Source organism: Streptomyces sp. NPDC015661 (assembly GCF_043077765.1).
In the GTDB taxonomy this organism is placed as follows: Bacteria; Actinomycetota; Actinomycetes; order Streptomycetales; family Streptomycetaceae; genus Streptomyces.
This window is the reverse complement of the sequence record NZ_JBIBST010000007.1, coordinates 99310-116319: the sequence shown is the minus strand read 5'-3', so window position 1 is coordinate 116319 and position 17010 is coordinate 99310. Positions and strand designations below refer to the sequence as shown.

The following is a 17010-nucleotide window of genomic DNA, read 5'->3' as shown; positions in this document are numbered from 1 at the left end:
CCGGCGGTCCACCGGCAGTGTGTGCCACACCTGGTGTCGACACCACCAGGCTACGGAGCCCGAGGGGCCGGCCGGGCCGGCCGGCCCCTCGCCCCGCTCAGCGCAGGTCGAACCGGTCGAGGTTCATCACCTTGTCCCACGCGGCCACGAAGTCCCGCGCGAACTTCTCCCCGGCGTCGGCCGACGCGTACACCTCGGCGAGGGCCCGCAGCTGGGAGTGCGAGCCGAAGACGAGGTCGACGGGGGTGGCGGTCCACCGCACCTCGCCCGTGGCGCGGTCGCGGCCCTCGAAGACGTTCTCGTCGGACGTCGACGCCTTCCACTCCGTGCCCATGTCGAGGAGCCCGGTGAAGAAGTCGTTGGTGAGCGACTCCGGCCGGTCGGTGAAGGCCCCGTGCGCCGTCCGCCCGAACCCGGTGCCGAGGACCCGCATGCCGCCGACGAGCGCCGTCATCTCGGGCGCGGTCAGCGTCAGCAGGCTGGCGCGGTCGAGCAGGAGGGTCTCCGGCGACAGCTTCTCTCCCGCCCGGAGGTAGTTGCGGAAGCCGTCCGCCCGCGGTTCGAGCACCGCGAAGGACTCGACGTCGGTCTGCTCCTGCGAGGCGTCCGTGCGCCCCGGCGTGAAGGGGACCGTGAGGTCGTGTCCGGCGTTCTTCGCGGCCCGCTCGACGGCCGCGCACCCGCCGAGCACGATCAGGTCGGCGAGCGAGATCTTCGTCCCGCCGCCCGAGCCGTTGAAGTCCTCGCGGATCCGCCCGAGGGCCTCGACCGTCCCCGCCACCTCGGGCAGGTCGTTGACCTCCCAGTCCTTCTGCGGGGCGAGCCGGATCCGCGCGCCGTTGGCGCCGCCGCGCTTGTCGGTGCCGCGGAAGCTCGCGGCCGACGCCCAGGCGGTGGTGACCAGCTGGGAGAGGGAGAGCCCCGAGTCGAGGATCCGGGCCTTGAGGGCCGTGACGTCCGCCTCGCCGACGAGCGGGTGGTCGACCGCGGGGACGGGATCCTGCCAGAGCTGCGGCTCGGGGATCCACGGGCCGAGGTAGCGCGAGAGGGGGCCCATGTCGCGGTGCAGCAGTTTGTACCAGGCCCTGGCGAACGCGTCCGCGAGCTGGTCCGGGTTCTCGTGGAAGCGCTTCGCGATCGGTGCGTAGACCGGGTCGAGCCGCAGCGAGAGGTCCGTCGTGAGCATCATCGGGGCGTGCCGCTTCGACGGGTCGTGCGCGTCGGGCACGGTGTCCTTCGCGGACGCGTCCTTGGGCGTCCACTGGTGGGCGCCGGCGGGGCTGGTGGTCAGCTCCCACTCGTACCGGAACAGGTTGTCGAGGTAGCCGTTGTCCCACTTCGTCGGCTCGTTGGTCCACGCCCCTTCGAGTCCGCTGGTGAGCGTGTCGACGCCCTTGCCGGTGCCGTACGCGTTCCGCCAGCCGAGGGCCTGCTGCTCCATGGGGGCGGCCTCGGGCTCCGGGCCGATGTACTCCGGATCGACCGCGCCGTGACACTTGCCGAAAGTGTGGCCGCCGACGATGAGCGCGACGGTCTCCTCGTCGTTCATCGCCATGCGCCCGAACGTCTCGCGGATGTCCCGGGCGGCGGCGATCGGATCCGGGTTGCCGTTGGGGCCCTCCGGATTGACGTAGATCAGGCCCATCTGCACGGCGCCGAAGGGGCCCGTGAGCTGCCGGTCGCCGCTGTAGCGTTCGTCCCCGAGCCAGGTGTCCTCGGGGCCCCAGTAGATCTCCTCGGGCTCCCAGATGTCGGGGCGCCCGAAGCCGAACCCGAAGGTCTTGAACCCCATGGACTCCATGGCGCAGTTGCCGGCGAAGACCAGGAGGTCGGCCCAGGAGATCTTCCGCCCGTACTTCTGCTTGACCGGCCACAGCAGCCGGCGCGCCTTGTCGAGGCTCGCGTTGTCCGGCCAGCTGTTGAGCGGGGCGAAGCGCTGGGCGCCGCGGCCGCCGCCGCCCCGGCCGTCCGCGATGCGGTACGTCCCGGCGGCGTGCCAGCTCATCCGGATGAACAGGGGCCCGTAGTGGCCGTAGTCGGCGGGCCACCACTCCTGGGAGTCCGTCATCACGGCGAAGACGTCGCGCTTCAGCGCGTCGACGTCCAGGCCCGCGAACTCCTTCGCGTAGTCGAACTCCTCGCCCATCGGATCGGAGAGGGGCGACTGCTGATGGAGGACCTGGAGGTCCAGCTGGTTCGGCCACCAGTCCGTGTTGGTCTTGGGCCGGGTCTCGGTCGGGGTGGGGGAGGCGATCGCAGGGTTCTCGCTGTCGCTGCCGGGCACGTGGGTCCTTCTTCCGCTCATCTGTGACGGTTTCGGCGTCCGTCATGCTCGCGTACGGCGGACTGCGCGGAGGCGATAACACGCAGGGCCCGGCAAACCTGCGGGAATGATCGGAAGAAGGACTTTCCGACCGGCGGCCCGACGCGCGCCTACCGCGCGACGAGCGCCCGGGCGGCCCGGACGATGTGGGCACGGGAGATGCCGCACGCGTCGAGGAGTTCGTCGGTGGTGCCGGAGCCGGGCAGCTCCGTGACCGCGAGGTGGCCGAAGCTGAGATGGGGGAAGGCGGGCCGCCCGGCGTCTGCCGCGAGGGCCGACAGGACGGCCTCGCCCAGCCCGCCCTCGGGATGGTGGTCCTCGACGACGAGGACGGCGCCGGTCTCCCGGGCCGCGCGCGCCAGGGTGCCCCCGTCGACGGGTTTGACCGAGTACAGATCGACGACCCGGGCCCGTACGCCCTCGTCGGCCAGCTCCTCGGCGGCCGCCAGGCACTCGTGCAGGGTGACCCCGGCGCCGACGAGCGTGACCCGGTCGTCCGGGCTCTGGCGCAGGGTCTTCGAACCGCCGACGGGGAACGTCTCGTCACTGTCGTAGAGGACGGGGTAGGCCCCGCGGGTGGCGCGCAGGTACGAGATCCCGCGGCGGTCGGCCATGGCTGCCGTCAGGGCGGCCGCGGACGTGGCGTCGGAGGGATACAGCACGGTGGAGCCGAGGACCGCCCGCATCATCGCGAGGTCCTCCAGGCCCATCTGCGAGGGGCCGTCCGCGCCGATCTCGACCCCGCAGTGCGTCCCGCACAGGGCCATCGTGATCCGCGAGACGGCGGCCATCCGGATGAAGTCGTGCGCGCGCGTGAGGAAGGCGGCGAAGGTCGTGGCGTACGGATGGAAGCCGCGCACCGCCATGCCGACCGCGTCCGCGATCATCTGCTGCTCGGCGATGTACGTCTGGAAGTACCGCTCCGGATGGGCCTTGCCGAACTCGTCGGCGTGGGTCGAATTGCCGACCTCGGCGTCCAGGGCGACGATCTCGGGCCGGGCCCCCAGGGCGGCCAGGGCGGCACCGAAGGCGACCCGGGTGGCGACCTCGTCGCCGACCTCGTAGCGGGGCAGCTCGACCGGGCCGGCCTGTCGGTCGCCGGGGCGCGCGCGCTGTTCTCCGGACGGACGGGGGCCGCGCACCCGCAGGTTCCGTACGCCGCCGAGTTCGGCGACGGCCCGGGCCGCCAGGTCCTCGGGCAGCGCCTTGCCGTGCCAGCCCTCCTTGTCGGCGACCTCCGTCACACCACGGCCCTTGACGGTCCTCGCGACGACGACCGTGGGCTCCCGTCCGTCGGCGGCCGTCGTGAGCGCCAGGTCGATCGCTTCGAGGTCGTGGCCGTCGACCACGATCGCCCGGCAGCCGAACGCCTCGACGCGGCGCGCGTAGGCCTCGGTGTCCCACTCCAGCTCCGTGGGACCGCTCTGCCCGAGGCGGTTCACGTCGAGCAGGACGGTGAGGTTGCCGAGCCGGTGGTGCCCGGCCTTGTCGAGGGCCTCCCACACCGACCCCTCGGCCGTCTCGCTGTCGCCGCACAGCACCCACACCCGGCAGGGCCGCCGCTCCAGGTCACGGACCGCGAGCGCGATCCCGACGGCGTAGCCGATGCCCTGGCCGAGGGAGCCGGTGGCCACGTCCACCCAGGGCAGCTCGGGGGTGGGATGGCCCTGGAGGCGGTGGCCGGCACGGCGGTACGTCGTCATCAGCTCGTCGTCGCCGATCGCCCCGGCGGCCTTGAACATGGCGTACAGCAGGGGCGAGGCGTGCCCCTTCGAGAAGACCAGGTGGTCGCCGTCCGGGTCGTGGGGAGCCTCCCAGTCGTAGTGGAGGTGGCGGGCCATCAGGACCGCCATCAGATCGGCCGCGGACAGGCTGGAGGTGGGGTGCCCGGACCCCACCGCCGTACTGGCGCGCACCGAGTCCACCCGCAGCTGCTGCGCGAGTTCGAAGACCTGGGAGAGATCGCTCCGGGGGCCGAGCGTGGTGGGGGTGAGGGGAGGTGCGGTCATGACGGGGTCCTTTCCGGTCGGCCCTTCCCGTCCCCGTTCACCGACGGCCCCGAAAGACCGGCGCGGACGAGAGCGGCCGCCAGGCGGGCCAGGTCCTTCGGCGGTACGTGGCGGGCGAGGCCCGCCGGGGTGTGGGGCAGGGCGAGGCCTGCGGCGGTGGTGAGGGCGCGTTCGTCGAAGTACGGGCGCAGCTCCGGCCAGACGGCCTGCGCCTCGCGGCAGAAGATCCCGGCGCCCACCGGGCCGATCCTGGGCACCTCCCGCAGCAGGGCGCGGAGCTTCCCCGGATCGCCGGAGGCCTCCTCGCGGAGGCGTCGCAGGTCGCCGTGGTAACGGTCGAGGACCAGCGTCGCGCCCTCGCCCAGGGCGGTGGCCGTGCTCTCGTCGTACCGGACGTAGTGCGCCCGGCCGAGCGCCTCCACGCGCGCCTGCCAGGTGGAGTCCGCCATGGCGCGGGGGGTGCGCAGCCCGGCGGCGAACAGTTCGCGGGCGGCGGCGGTGGCGGTCGAGGCCCTGATCCGTATCGAGCAGAGGACCGTGAGGACCAGCAGCTGGTACAGCGGCGCGGGCTCGTCCCGCAGGGTGATCCCGGCCTCGTCGGCGAAGGTCCGTCCGTGCTCGCGCAGCAGCCGCGCGATCGCCCGGTCGGTGTCCATCGGAACCCTCCTCGGTCGGCCCGGCCCTCTTCGACCAGCGTCCACCCCTCCTCGGCCCGCGACTACCCGAGCGATCCGGGACGCACGCGTACGGCACGCGGCGCCGGGTAGTCGGTGGGGAGGAGAGGCCGGGGCCCCGGCTCCGTCCGGCTCCCCGGGCCCGTTCGGGAGCGTGAGAAGGGGCACGATCATGAACGTCAGCGACGGCAGCCCCCATGTGGTCGTGGGCGTCGACGGCTCCCCCTCGTCGTACGCGGCGCTGCGGTGGGCGATCCGGCAGGCGCGGCAGACCGGAGCGACCCTGGACGTGGTGGGGGTCTACGACGTGCCCGGGGCGACGGGACGGTCCGCGCCCCCCGTCGACGCCGCCTTCGACGAGGAGCAGGCCCGGAAGGCGCTGTCCGAGGAGCTCGGCGCGGTGCTCTCCCGCAGCGGCGACATGCCGCCGATGGAGCAGCACGTGGTCCGGGGCAGTCCCGCCAAGGTGCTCATCGAGGCGTCCGCCGGCGCCGACCTGCTCGTCGTCGGCAGCCGTGGACGGGGCGGGTTCTCGAGCCTGCTCCTCGGCTCGGTCAGCCAGCAGTGCGCCGTGCACGCGGCCTGTCCGGTGGTCATCGTCCGCGCGGCGGCCTCCGCGGAGGCCGCCGGGGCGACGGACACCCCCTGACGGTCCCCCGTCCCGTACCCCGGAGGTCGGATCCCATGAACGCGTCGATGTCCCTCGTGCATGTACCGGGAGGTCCTCTCCTGCTCCCCGCCGACGAGGTGACCCTGCTGCTGCGGCGGCTCGCGTCACGCTGGCTCGACTCCGCCGACGACCGCGATTCGGGCCTCGAACCGGAGACCGTCGAGGCCCTGGTCCTCTCCCTCACGGAGGTCGCGGACAGGATCGACGCCGAGTGCATCGCCCTCCTGCCGCTCAGCGACGGGGAGGACAGCGGGAGCGGCGCGCCGGAAGGAAAGTGATCGGAAATGAGCGAGCAGCAGAGCCCACGCCGTCCCGACGAGCCGCTGCCCCGGGACCGCGAGGACGAGCAGGCCGCAGCGGGCGACCCGCTGTCCGTTCCCCTTCCCGAGGGGGCCGGTGACCCGGAGGTCCCGGACACCGACGAGGCGGGCACGGGCCCCAGGGGACGTCCCCGTGACGGCACGATCCACCCCGAGCACCCCGTGCCGGACGAACCGGCCGACTGAACGGAACGGTGAGGGCCATGGCACGGCCGGTGTGGAGGGGAAATCTGGCGTTCGGTCTGGTCAGCCTGCCGGTCGGGCTCTACACGGCCACGGACCGGCACTCCGTCCGCTTCCACCAGCTCCAGCGCGGTACCTCGGACCGCGTCCGCAACCGCCGGGTGAACGAGCGCACGGGCGAGGAGGTCGACCTCGACGACATCGTCAAGGGCTTCGACGCCGGGGACGAATACGTCCTCGTCGAACCCAGCGAGCTCGACGACATCGCGCCCGGCCGCTCGAAGACGCTGGAGATCAGCGGGTTCGTCGACCTCGACGAGGTCGACCCGATCTTCTTCGACAAGACGTACTACCTCGGCCCGGTCGACAAGGAGCACGGCAAGATCTACCGCCTGCTCGAACAGACCCTCTCGCGGGCGAACCGGGCCGGCATCGCCACGTTCGTCATGCGGCAGCGCGAGTACCTCGTCGCGGTGAAGGCCGAGAACGGGCTGCTGACCTGCCACACCCTCCACTGGGCCGACGAGATCCGCGACCCCGCCGGGGAGATCGACAACCTCCCCGGCAGGCCGAAGACCTCGGAGAAGGAACGGAAGACGGCCGAGCAGCTCATCGAGGCCATGGCGATCGACTGGGACCCCGAGGACTACCACGACTCCTTCCAGGAGAAGGTCGCCGCGCTGATCGGGGCGAAGCAGGCCGGCGAGACCGTGGAGAAGGCCGAACCGCCCGCCGAGGCCACCAACGTCATCGACCTCATGGAGGCCCTGCGCGCCAGCGTGAAGCATGCGCGCGGCGGATCCGGGAGCGAGCCGGAGCCCGAGCCGGAGGAGGACCGCGACCTCGGCGCCCTCACGAAGTCCGAGCTGTACGAGAGGGCCGCGGACGCCGGGATACGGGGCCGCTCCGCCATGACGCGCGACGAGCTCATCGAGGCCCTCGTGGCCTGAGCCCGCCCGGCCACGAGCGGCCCGGCGGCCCGCCCGGCGAGTAAAATCCGGAGCGGATCCGAACGCGCGCTCCGTTCGCCCGCGCGGAGGCGGATCGGAGGTCGTCTTGACAGGTTCTCCACGATCCACCGGGGCGCCGCCCGGCGCCCGGGCCGATCCCGGACACGCCCCGCTCGCCGCCGAGAACCGGTGGCTGCGCGACCGGCTCGCCCGACGCCATCTGCTCGACCTCGCCACCGGAGCGCTCTCCGCGCAGCTGCGGCTGCCGCCGTCCGAAGCGGCCGAGTACCTCGACGCCCTCGCACAGGCGACCGGCCTGTCGGTCGAGGATCTCGCCGCGGACATCGTGAACGCGGCCGCCGGGGACACCGTGGTTCCCCCGGAGAGCCTCCCCCCGGGCGGCGACGGTCCCACCGCGGTGCGTCCCGCCGAGCGCCGCCGGGCCCGCCGCGCGGCCGCGGCGGCGGAGACCGCGGACACGGTCCGCGAGGCGGCCCGCACCCTCCTGGAAGAAGGCCTCGCCCCGCTCGGCGCGGACAGCCTCTGGCTGTGGAGACGCGCCGACCTCGACTGTCTGCGGCTCGCCGGGTACGCGGGAGTGGGCGCCGCCGAGGCGGCGGCCTGGCAGTGGATACCCCCCGCCGCCCCGGGACCCTTCCGTGCCGTACTCGACGAGGACACACCGGTCTGGCTGGAGACGGGGCCGCCCGTCGGCGAGCCGCTGCCGGGACCCACGGCGCACGCGGCCCGCGCCCTGCTCCCGCTGCACCGACGCGACCGGACGATCGGTCTCGCGCTCGTCGGCTGGCCGGAGCCCACGGCCCTCGACGGGGCGGTACGGCGCGCCCTCACCGGCCTCATGGAGGTGGCGGGCACGGTCCTGGACACCGCCGACCCGGCACCGGCCGCCGCCCCCGTCCTCGTGGACGTCCTCGACGCCCTCGCCCAACCGGCGATGCTGCTCGACCTGCGGGACGTCCAAGGCGCCCAGGGCACCCGGAGCAGGCCGGGGGCGCCCGCCGTGCGGCACCTCAACGAGGAAGCGGCCGGCGCGCTCGGCGGCGCCTCCGTCGCGGGCGAATCCTCCCTCGCCCACGCCTTCCCCCTCGTCCACGCCGACCTGGCCCGCATGGCGCGCCGCGCCCTCGGCACGGGGCGCACCCAGCGGGCCGCCCGGCTCCCGGTGGCGGCCGGCCCGGGAGAACCCCCGCCCCTCCTCGACGTACGCGTCCTGCCGGCCGGCGGCGAGCGCGCCCTGCTGCTCTGGCACACCGTGGGCGACACCGGCCTCGCCGCGGCCCGGGCGGTCGCCCGGCTGCAGAGCGTGGCCCCCTTCCAGGACAGCCTGACCGGCGGCGACACGCTGTGGTCGGGCGAGGCGTACGCCATCTTCGGCGTGGACCCCGGCGAGGCGCCGGTCCCGCTCGCGGAGCTGCGCGAGCGCATCCGGCCGGACGACCGGGAACCCCTCGACGAACTGCTGACGAACCTGACCGAACGGCAGACGGGCGGGCAGACCTTCCTGCGGGTCGTGCTCCCCGACGGGACCGTGCGGCATGTGCGCGTCGCGGCCGAGCCGCTCATCGCGGAGGGGACCGTCACCGGCTTCGCCGGGGTGTACCAGGACGTGTCGGACAGCCGCAGGACCGAGGCCGCGCTGACCGCGACCTTCGACCACCTCACCGCGCTCCACGACCAGGCGGAGCTGCGCCACCAGATGGCGCTCCAGCTCCAGCAGGCGATCGTGCCCGAGGTGCCCGGGCTCCAGGAGATGCCCGGGAACCTCGTGGTGGCCGCCCGCTACCGGCCCGCCGCCGAGGAGTACCGGGTCGGCGGCGACTGGTACGACGTGCTCGCGCTGCCGAGCGGCAAGATCCTCGTCGCCGTCGGCGACATCGCCGGACACGGCATCGACTCCGTCACGGGCATGGTCGCCCTCCGCAACGCCCAGCGGGCGCTCGCCTTCACCGGCCACTCGCCCCGGCGGCTCATGGAGTGGCTCAACGACGTGACCCTGCGCACCGGAGGCGGCACCACCGCGACCGCCGTCTGCGCGCTGTACGACCCCGGGGACGGCGGCCTGCTCTGGTCGAGCGCCGGGCACCTGCCCATGCTGCTGGTCAGGGACGGTCGGGCGAGGCTCCTCGAACCGCCCCAGGACGTCCTGCTCGGGGCCGTGGCGTCGTACGTCTACCACGAGCAGCGGATCGGGCTGCGCCCCGGGGACACCCTGCTGCTGTACACCGACGGGCTGATCGAGCGCCGCCACGACGGCCTCGACGAGGGCGTGGCGCGGCTCGCCGCCGAGGCGGAGCGGCTCGCGGGCCACGCGCCGGACACGCTCGTCGACGAGCTGCTCGGCAGGGCGGCCGGGGACACCGACGACGACACCAGTCTCGTCGCCGTACGGGTGCGGGGCCGGCCCCCGGACGGCTGAAGCTCCGGAGCCGGGATCAACCCGCCAGCCAGGCGCGGATCTTGGCGGTCAGTTCGGCCTCGTCGACCGGCTTGGCGACGTAGTCGTCGGCGCCCGCCTCCAGGGCGTCGGCCCGGTCGCCGGGCATCGCCTTCGCGGTGACCGCGATGACGGGGAGGCCCCTGCGGCCCGGCAGCTCTCGGATGGCCTGGATGGCCGTGTAGCCGTCCATCCCGGCCATCATGACGTCCATCAGCACGAGCGCGATCTCCTCGTGCGCGGCGAGGAGGTCCAGACCGGCCCGGCCGCCTTCGGCCGTGAGGACACGCAGCCCGTGCCCTTCCAGCACCTCGGTGAGCGCGAAGACGTTGCGGGCGTCGTCGTCCACGACCAGCACGGTCCGGCCCGCCATCCCGTCCGGACCGGTGGCCGTGCCGGGCAGGCCGGCGGGGGAGGAGCCGAGGTCCGGCAGGGCCGCGTCGGCGGGGCCCGCACCGGGCGCCGGGGCCTCCGCGGCCCGCGGCGCGGGCAGATAGAGCGTGAAGGTGCTGCCGCCGCCGGGCACGCTCTGTGCCTGGATCGTGCCGCCGAGCAGTCCGGCCACCTCCCGGCTGATGGAGAGACCGAGGCCGGTGCCCCCGTACCGGCGGGCGACCGTGCCGTCGCCCTGCTGGAAGGCCTCGAAGACGTGGTGCAGCTGCTCGGCGGGGATGCCGACGCCGGTGTCGGTGACCCGGAAGGCGAGGACCTGTCCCGCGGCGCCCAGGGCGGGGGGAGCCTCCTCGGGGGTCGCGTACTCGACGGTGAGCGTCACCCGGCCCTCGTCGGTGAACTTCAGCGCGTTGGACAGCAGGTTGCGCAGGATCTGACGGATGCGTGCCTCGTCGCCGCGCAGTTCCTCGGGTACGCCGTCGGCGAGCGTGACGGTGAAGTCGAGGTGCCGTTCGTCGGCGACCGGACCGAAGGTGGCCTCCAGGTACTCCATCAGCTGGCGCAGCGGGAAGAGCTCGTGGCGGACCTCCATCTTGCCGGACTCGACCTTCGACAGGTCGAGGATGTCGTTGATCAGCTGGAGGAGGTCGGAGCCGGCGGAGTGGATGACCTCGGCGTAGTCGATCTGCTTCTGCGTCAGGTTCCCCTCGGCGTTCTGGGTGAGCAACCGGGCCAGGATCAGCAGGCTGTTGAGCGGGGTCCGCAGCTCGTGGCTCATGTTGGCGAGGAACTCGGACTTGTACTTGGAGGTGCGGGACAGCTGCTGGGCCCGCTCCTCAAGCTCCTGGCGCGCCTGCTCGATGACCCGGTTCTTGGACTCGATGTCCTTGTTGCGCTGGGCGAGGAGCGCCGCCTTCTCCTGCAGCTCGGCGTTGGAGTGCCGCAGTTCCTGCTGTCCGGTCTGCAACTCCTTCGACCGGGAACGGAGTTCGTCGGCGAGCTTCCGGTACTGCCCGAGGAGTTCGTCCGTACGGAGGTTGGCGACCAGGGAGCTGAGGACGGCGCCCACGCTGACGACGAAGCGGTCGAGGAACTCCCGCCGCAGCGGGGTGAAGGGCTGGAGGGAGGCGAACTCGACGGCGCCGAGGACCTGTTCCTCGACCACGACCGGCAGGACGATCAGCATGCTCGGCTCGCCGGAGCCCACCCCGGAGGCGATGGTGGCGTACCCGTCGGGGACGTGCTCGACGAGGAGGGTGCGCCGGTCGCGGGCGGACTGCCCGATCAGGGACTGGCCGAGGCGGAACCTGCGGGGCTCGGCGTCCGGGGCGTCGGGGGACCCGTACGAGGCGGTCATGACGAGCTCGACGCCCTTCTCTCCCTCCTCGGTGAGGAAGAAGGCGCCGTACTGGGCGGCGACCAGCGGCGGCACCTCCGCCATGATCAGTTCGGCGATCTCGGGCAGGCTCCGGGTGCCCTGCAGGAGGCCCGTGATCCGGGCGAGGTTGGTCTGCAGCCAGTCCTGTTCCTCGTTCGCCCGGGTCGTGGCGCGCAGCGACTCGACCATCGAGTTGATGTTGTCGCGCAGGTCCCTGACCTCGCCGGGCGCGTCGACCGTGATCGAGCGGGTCAGATCGCCCTCGGCGACGGCGCTGGTGACCTCGGCGATGGCGCGGACCTGGCGGGTCAGGTTCCCGGCGAGTTCGTTGACGTTCTCGGTGAGCCGCTTCCAGGTGCCGGAGACGCCCTCGACCTCGGCCTGGCCGCCCAGCTTGCCCTCCGTGCCGACCTCGCGGGCGACGCGGGTGACCTCGGCGGCGAAGGAGGACAGCTGGTCGACCATCGTGTTGATGGTGGTCTTCAGTTCGAGGATCTCGCCGCGCGCCGAGACGTCGATCCGGCTGGTCAGATCGCCCTGTGCGACGGCGGTGGTGACCTGGGCGATGTTCCGCACCTGGTTGGTGAGGTTGTCGGCCATGGAGTTGACGTTGTCCGTGAGGTCCTTCCAGGTGCCGGAGACCCCGTGGACGGTGGCCTGGCCGCCGAGCTTGCCCTCCGTGCCGACCTCGCGGGCGACGCGGGTGACCTCCTCGGCGAAGGAGGACAGCCGGTCGACCATCGTGTTGATGGTCTCCTTCAGTTCCAGGATCTCGCCGCGGGCGTCCACCCGGATCTTCCGTGTGAGGTCACCGCCGGCGACGGCCGTGGCGACCTGGGCGATGGACCGCACCTGGGAGGTGAGGTTGTCGGCCATCGTGTTGACGTTGGACGTCAGCTCCCGCCACACCCCGCGCGCGCGTGGCTCGCGGATCCGGCCGCCGAGCAGCCCCTGCCCGCCGACCTCGCCGGCGACGCGGGTGACCTCGGAGGTGACGAGCGAGAGCTGGCCGACCATGTCGTTGTAGACCCCGGCGATCTCCCCGAAGATGCCGCCGCCGGTGTCGGGGAGCCGCACCGAGAGATCGCCGTCCCGTACGGCGGTGAGACCGGCGAGCAGTCGCCGGAGGCCGTCCTCCCCGAGGCCCGCCTGCGGCGCCGCCGTGTCGGAAGGGGGGTTGCGCTCTGCCATGGGGACCTCGCACAGGGCGATCGTGGCGGGTGTACGGGGCCGGGCCCCGCTCCACCACTCCACTCTAGGACGGTCCGACGGCCCCGGCCCGGGCCGGCACCTCCACCTCGAACCAGACGGCCTTGCCGCGGTCCCGGGGGACGCAGCCCCACGCGGCCGCGAGCCGTCCGAGGAGGTACAGGCCGTGCCCGGAGGGGCGGCCCGCGTGGTGCCGGCCGTGGGGCCTGGGCCGTACCGCGCTCGTGTCGCTGACCTCCACCCACAGCCGCCCGTCGGAGCGGTCGAGCCGCAGTTCGTACGGGACGCCTCCGTGCGTGAGGGCGTTGGTGACGACCTCCGAGACCAGCAGCAGCGCGTCCTCGGCGGCCGTCTGCCCGGGATCGCCCGCGGCCCCGAACCAGTCGGTCAGGGCCTGCCGCGTGAGCTCACGGCACTCGTGCACCACCCCGTCGTCGGCCGTCAGCTCGTAGCGGCGGGTACGAGCCGTCGTCGGCCGCATGCGCGGACTGGTCACGTAGTGCGGCTTCCCACCCCCGGGTCTCCGAACCGTGCCGGGCGCGTCTTCCGGAGACCCGCCGGCCTGTGCCCGTCACGCCTCCGGGGCGCCGAGCGCGGCGTCGACGTCCTCGTACACCCGGAAGACCTTCAGGGCGCCGGTGATCTCGAAGATGCGGTCCACCGGTGGCCGCAGCCCGGCGAGGTCCACGTGCCCGCCCGCGGCGGTCAGCCGCAGCCGCGTCCTGAGGAGCAGGTTCAGCCCGGTGGAGTCGCAGAACCGCAGTCCCGAGCAGTCCACGACGAGACGGCCGGCCCCGGAGTTCCTCTTCAGCGCGTCCCGGAGGGGTTCCGCCGTGTCGTGGTCGAGTTCGCCGTCGAGCGTCAGGACGACGGCGCCGGGGCGCCGGCCGGGCCGGGTCTCCACGCGGAGACGGTCGGCCCGCGCGGCCCTCGCCGTTTCGGTCCGGCTCGCAGCCTCCATGGTGCTCACCGCCTCCTCGCGCCTCGCTCCGGGAACCTCCGCGGCTCCGGAGGCCCCTCTCCGGTGTTCTGCCCGGGGGCGCCGTCCTGGAGGAGGCCCTTCCTGAGGTCGCCGAGGATGCGGGTGAGCAGCCGCGAGACGTGCATCTGGGAGAGGCCGATCCGGTCGCCTATCTCCGCCTGGGTGAGTTCCTCGCCGAAGCGGAGCTCCAGGATGCGCCGGTCGCGGTCGTCGAGCCGGGCGAGCAGCGGCCGCAGCGCCGTGAGCGACTCGATCAGTTCGTACGAGGGTTCCGCGTCGGCCAGGTGACGTGCGCCCGGACCGGGGGCGGAGTCCTCGTCGCCGGCGGGGGCGTCCAGGGACCGGGCCGCGTAGCCGTGGGACGCGAGCTGGCCCTCGGCGACCTCCTCCTCCGTGAGGTGCAGCTCCGCGGCGAGCTCCGCCCGCCGGGGGCGGCGGCCGAGGCTCTGCTCCAGGGTGTCGGCGGCCTTCGCGAGGTCGATCCGGAGCTCCTGGAGCCGGCGGGGGACGCGTACCGCCCAGCTGGTGTCCCGGAAGAAGCGCTTCATCTCGCCGACGATCGTCGGGAGGGCGAACGCGGAGAAGTCGACCGTGCGCTCGGGGTCGAAGCGGTTGATCGCCTTGATCAGGCCGATCGTGCCGACCTGGACGATGTCCTCGACGGGCTCGGCCCGGTTCCTGAACCTGCGGGCCGCGAACTTGACCAGGCTGAGGTTCAGCTCCACCAGAGTGTTGCGGACGTACGCGTACTCCGGCGTCCCCTCGTCCAGCGCGCGCAGCCGTGCGAACAGTGCCACGGACAGGGTCCGGGCGTCGTCCGTGGAGACGGCGGTCGGCCGGGCCGGCTCGGGTAGCCCGTCCAGCGCCCGGCGGCGCGTCGCGGCCCCGGCGGCGGGGCTCACCCCGCTCCCGGGGCGCGGGCCGGGGGCGACGGTCGTGGCGGAAGGGGAGAGGTCGGAGCGGTCTCCGGCGGTGGACATGAGGGCTCCTTCGACGGTGGCGAGGGGCCTGCGTCGCTGCCGAGAGGGCGGTGGCGGGGGTCCGTCGGTCGAGCGTCCTGAAGTGAGGATGCCCGGCTTAGAGTGGTTTGACACGGTTCCCCAGGGAAGCAGCAGTGCGACGGCGCGCTCGCGCCGGCCGCGGGGATCGGGAGGAGGTGTCCGCGATGGACGAGGCCGGGCTCTCGGCACACGAGCGGCGCGTTCTGGCGGAGATCGAGGAAGCACTGGACCGGGACGAGTCGCTCGCGCGCCGGCTGCGCACGATGCGGCGTGTTCCGCGCCCGCACGCGCCCTCGATCGCCGGCGTCCGCCGTCACCTCTCCTCCTTCGGTGTCGCCTCGCTCGGCGCCACGACGCTGGTCCTGTTCGTCCTCGCCGTCGCCACCGAGGCGCCGGTGCTCATCTGGGCGTTCGCCGCCGTGTGGGTGCTGACCCTGGTCGCCCTGCTGATCCTGGTCGTCCGCTGGGCACGGCGCCGGGCGGCGGAAGCCCGGAAGAAGGAGTGAGCCACCGGTCTCCGGGCCTTCCGGCCCGGAGACCGCAGACCGCCGCCCCGGACAGCGTCCGGGGCGGCGGAAGGTGCGGTTCGGGCCCGGCGCTCACCAGCGGTACCAGCGCCCGCTGCCGCTCCGCATCACGAAGCCGAGCAGCCACAGCACCAGGATGGCGATGGCGATGTACCAGAGGACGTCGAGGGCGAATCCTGCGCCGAACAGCACCAGAATCACCAGGAGTACGAGAAGAAGGGGAACCATGGCGGCACCTCCGCTGCCTGCGGGGCCCGGCCGGTCGGTGTCGGCACGGGAACTCGGTATCAGCGCGGTTGCCCGCTTCCCCCGGGAACATGCGTGCCGCCCGGCCGGACACCGAGGCGGGACGGAACGCGACGTTTGAGGCGCCCGTGCGGGGTGAGGCGCTTTAGTGGCGGGGGGCCGCGACGCCGGAGAGGAGGGCGCATCGTGTCGCCCCACGGAAAGCTCGACGGAGAGCACGTCCTCGTGCTCACCACGAACTACGGGACGGAGCAGGACGAGCTGCGGAAGCCGGTGGCCGTGCTGCGGGAGAACGGAGCCCGGGTCACGGTCGCCGCACAGAAGGACGAGGCCGTACGGACCCTCGTCTCGGACCGGCGCCCCGGCGCCGAGGTCCGGCCGGACACGACCCTGGCGAAGGCGAGACCGGAGGAGTACGACGCCGTGATCGTTCCGGGCGGCACCCTGAACGCCGACCGCCTGCGGACCGACGCCGACGCGCGCCGCCTCGTCGGGGCCTTCGCCGAGGCCGGCAAGCCGGTGGCCGCCATCTGCCACGGACCCTGGCTCCTCGTCGACAGCGGGCTCGCCAGGGACCGCGAACTGACCTCGTACCCCTCGCTCCGGGCCGACCTGGAGAACGCCGGAGGCACCTGGCTGGACCGCGAGGTCGTCGTCGACACCTCGGGACCCCACCCCCTGATCACCTCCCGCAGACCGCGGGACCTCGACGCCTTCGCGGCGGCGATCGTCCGCGCCCTCGCGGGAAGCTGACCGGCGGTCAGCGGACCGCGCCCCGTTCCCCGTCCCCCCGTCCCGCCAGTTGGTCGGGATTCGGTGAAACCTTCCAGCTCCTCGTACCGTCCTCTCACCAGGGAGACGGTCGGAACCGACGGGGAGTGGGGATTCCATGGGGCAGGGCAAGTACACCGCGCACATAGCCGTGGTGGCTTCGGCAGTGGGGCTGAGCCTGGCGGTGTGGGGTGCCGCGGCGTTGATGGACAACGAGGCCGCCGCGAAGATCGGGGGCGCGCCGAGCTCGCAGTCGCCCGACGGGAAGGCGAAGGAGCCGGCCCAGGTGCGGCCGCAGAAGGTGCCCGAGAGCATCGCGCACGCCGCCGAGGCGGGGGGCAAGGCCGTGAACATCACCATCGACGACGGCCCGGACCCGCGCTGGACGCCCCAGATGCTCGACATCCTCAAGCAGAACGACGTCAAGGCCGTGTTCTGCATGGTCGGCCCGATGGCCCAGCAGCACCCCGAGATCGTCAAGCGGGTCGTCGCGGAGGGCCACCGGCTCTGCGACCACACGGTCTCCCACGACACGACGATGGACAAGAAGTCCGTCGCGTATCAGAAGAAGGAGATCTTCGACGCGAAGAAGATGATCGAGGACGCAGCCGGGGGAGCGAAGGTCGAGTACTACCGGGCGCCCGGCGGTGCGTTCACCCCGGACAGCCGCCGGCTCGCCGCCGCCGCGGGGATGCGGCCGCTCGGCTGGAACGTGGACACCAAGGACTTCGAGCAGCCGGGCACCGCCTCGATCGTGAACACCGTCAAGAACGAGCTGTCCAACGGGCCCACGATCCTCTTCCACGACGGCGGCGGCGACCGCGCCCAGACCGTCGAGGCCCTGCGGCAGGTCCTCCCGTGGCTCAAGGAGAACGGACACTCCTTCAGCTTCCCCGTCCGCACCAGGCCCTGACCCCCT

At 73.1% G+C, this 17010-nt stretch carries 16 protein-coding genes; 8 read left to right on the top strand and 8 right to left on the bottom strand.

The window, feature by feature from the left end; all coding sequences use genetic code 11:
• Positions 1 to 97 precede the first annotated feature (97 nt).
• From katG to ACF07V_RS19975, 3 genes are all read right to left on the bottom strand, one after another.
• Complete coding sequence (gene katG / locus ACF07V_RS19985; protein ID WP_392155845.1) at positions 98 to 2284, bottom strand: catalase/peroxidase HPI; 2187 nt, start codon at positions 2282 to 2284, stop codon at positions 98 to 100.
• 149 nt (positions 2285 to 2433) lie between these two features.
• Positions 2434 to 4332: a transketolase gene (locus ACF07V_RS19980; RefSeq protein ID WP_392155844.1), complete on the bottom strand. Its 1899-nt coding sequence runs from the start codon at positions 4330 to 4332 to the stop codon at positions 2434 to 2436.
• Complete coding sequence (locus ACF07V_RS19975; RefSeq protein WP_392155842.1) at positions 4329 to 4988, bottom strand: endonuclease; 660 nt, start codon at positions 4986 to 4988, stop codon at positions 4329 to 4331. Before ACF07V_RS19975 ends, ACF07V_RS19980 begins: the two co-directional genes overlap by 4 nt.
• A gap of 190 nt (positions 4989 to 5178) precedes the next feature.
• On the opposite strand from ACF07V_RS19975, the gene ACF07V_RS19970 reads away from it, so the two are divergent.
• From ACF07V_RS19970 to ACF07V_RS19950, 5 genes are all read left to right on the top strand, one after another.
• Complete coding sequence (locus tag ACF07V_RS19970; RefSeq protein ID WP_392155840.1) at positions 5179 to 5655, top strand: universal stress protein; 477 nt, start codon at positions 5179 to 5181, stop codon at positions 5653 to 5655.
• A 47-nt stretch (positions 5656 to 5702) separates the two neighbouring features.
• Complete coding sequence (locus ACF07V_RS19965; RefSeq protein WP_392155838.1) at positions 5703 to 5954, top strand: DUF6213 family protein; 252 nt, start codon at positions 5703 to 5705, stop codon at positions 5952 to 5954.
• Between the two features lie 6 nt (positions 5955 to 5960).
• Positions 5961 to 6182, top strand: a complete 222-nt coding sequence (locus tag ACF07V_RS19960) for a hypothetical protein (protein ID WP_392155836.1) — start codon at positions 5961 to 5963, stop codon at positions 6180 to 6182.
• Positions 6183 to 6199: 17 nt separating this feature from the next.
• Entirely contained in the window at positions 6200 to 7129 is a 930-nt protein-coding gene (locus ACF07V_RS19955) for a Ku protein (RefSeq protein ID WP_392155834.1), read from the top strand.
• Between the two features lie 106 nt (positions 7130 to 7235).
• Positions 7236 to 9566 carry a SpoIIE family protein phosphatase gene (locus tag ACF07V_RS19950; RefSeq protein ID WP_392155832.1) on the top strand — a complete coding sequence of 777 codons (2331 nt, stop codon included), beginning with the start codon at positions 7236 to 7238 and terminating at the stop codon, positions 9564 to 9566.
• Between the two features lie 16 nt (positions 9567 to 9582).
• Here the strand turns inward: ACF07V_RS19950 and ACF07V_RS19945 are convergent, their stop codons facing one another.
• The 4 genes from ACF07V_RS19945 to ACF07V_RS19930 all read right to left on the bottom strand — a co-directional run bounded on the left by ACF07V_RS19945 (position 9583) and on the right by ACF07V_RS19930 (position 14526).
• Positions 9583 to 12546: a HAMP domain-containing protein gene (locus ACF07V_RS19945; protein ID WP_392155830.1), complete on the bottom strand. Its 2964-nt coding sequence runs from the start codon at positions 12544 to 12546 to the stop codon at positions 9583 to 9585.
• 64 nt (positions 12547 to 12610) lie between these two features.
• Positions 12611 to 13060, bottom strand: a complete 450-nt coding sequence (locus ACF07V_RS19940; RefSeq protein ID WP_392155828.1) for an ATP-binding protein — start codon at positions 13058 to 13060, stop codon at positions 12611 to 12613.
• A 75-nt stretch (positions 13061 to 13135) separates the two neighbouring features.
• Positions 13136 to 13525, bottom strand: coding sequence for an STAS domain-containing protein (locus ACF07V_RS19935; protein WP_392155826.1), 390 nt, complete (start codon positions 13523 to 13525; stop codon positions 13136 to 13138).
• A gap of 5 nt (positions 13526 to 13530) precedes the next feature.
• Positions 13531 to 14526, bottom strand: coding sequence for a SigB/SigF/SigG family RNA polymerase sigma factor (locus tag ACF07V_RS19930; protein WP_392155825.1), 996 nt, complete (start codon positions 14524 to 14526; stop codon positions 13531 to 13533).
• Between the two features lie 185 nt (positions 14527 to 14711).
• Between ACF07V_RS19930 and ACF07V_RS19925 the strand changes: the two genes are divergently transcribed.
• Positions 14712 to 15053, top strand: a complete 342-nt coding sequence (locus ACF07V_RS19925; protein ID WP_392155823.1) for a DUF3040 domain-containing protein — start codon at positions 14712 to 14714, stop codon at positions 15051 to 15053.
• A 93-nt stretch (positions 15054 to 15146) separates the two neighbouring features.
• On the opposite strand, the gene ACF07V_RS19920 is transcribed toward ACF07V_RS19925, so the two are convergent.
• Entirely contained in the window at positions 15147 to 15302 is a 156-nt protein-coding gene (locus ACF07V_RS19920; RefSeq protein WP_392155821.1) for a hydrophobic protein, read from the bottom strand.
• A gap of 204 nt (positions 15303 to 15506) precedes the next feature.
• Here ACF07V_RS19920 and ACF07V_RS19915 point away from each other — a divergent pair, with 204 nt between their 5' ends.
• Both ACF07V_RS19915 and ACF07V_RS19910 read left to right on the top strand, forming a co-directional pair.
• A complete protein-coding gene (locus tag ACF07V_RS19915) occupies positions 15507 to 16073 on the top strand; it encodes a type 1 glutamine amidotransferase domain-containing protein (protein ID WP_392155819.1) in 567 nt (188 codons plus the stop codon).
• Between the two features lie 136 nt (positions 16074 to 16209).
• The gene (locus tag ACF07V_RS19910; RefSeq protein WP_392155817.1) at positions 16210 to 17004 is read left to right on the top strand and encodes a polysaccharide deacetylase family protein; all 795 of its coding nucleotides are present in this window, start codon (positions 16210 to 16212) and stop codon (positions 17002 to 17004) included.
• Positions 17005 to 17010: the final 6 nt, after the last annotated feature.

Coding starts and splice junctions, on each gene's coding strand:
- ACF07V_RS19980 (WP_392155844.1), bottom strand. CDS start 4,332: ATGACCGCACCTCCCCTCACCCCCACCACGCTCGGCCCCCGGAGCGAT.
- ACF07V_RS19975 (WP_392155842.1), bottom strand. CDS start 4,988: ATGGACACCGACCGGGCGATCGCGCGGCTGCTGCGCGAGCACGGACGG.
- ACF07V_RS19970 (WP_392155840.1), top strand. CDS start 5,179: ATGAACGTCAGCGACGGCAGCCCCCATGTGGTCGTGGGCGTCGACGGC.
- ACF07V_RS19965 (WP_392155838.1), top strand. CDS start 5,703: ATGTCCCTCGTGCATGTACCGGGAGGTCCTCTCCTGCTCCCCGCCGAC.
- ACF07V_RS19960 (WP_392155836.1), top strand. CDS start 5,961: ATGAGCGAGCAGCAGAGCCCACGCCGTCCCGACGAGCCGCTGCCCCGG.
- ACF07V_RS19955 (WP_392155834.1), top strand. CDS start 6,200: ATGGCACGGCCGGTGTGGAGGGGAAATCTGGCGTTCGGTCTGGTCAGC.
- ACF07V_RS19945 (WP_392155830.1), bottom strand. CDS start 12,546: ATGGCAGAGCGCAACCCCCCTTCCGACACGGCGGCGCCGCAGGCGGGC.
- ACF07V_RS19935 (WP_392155826.1), bottom strand. CDS start 13,525: ATGGAGGCTGCGAGCCGGACCGAAACGGCGAGGGCCGCGCGGGCCGAC.
- ACF07V_RS19930 (WP_392155825.1), bottom strand. CDS start 14,526: ATGTCCACCGCCGGAGACCGCTCCGACCTCTCCCCTTCCGCCACGACC.
- ACF07V_RS19925 (WP_392155823.1), top strand. CDS start 14,712: ATGGACGAGGCCGGGCTCTCGGCACACGAGCGGCGCGTTCTGGCGGAG.
- ACF07V_RS19920 (WP_392155821.1), bottom strand. CDS start 15,302: ATGGTTCCCCTTCTTCTCGTACTCCTGGTGATTCTGGTGCTGTTCGGC.
- ACF07V_RS19910 (WP_392155817.1), top strand. CDS start 16,210: ATGGGGCAGGGCAAGTACACCGCGCACATAGCCGTGGTGGCTTCGGCA.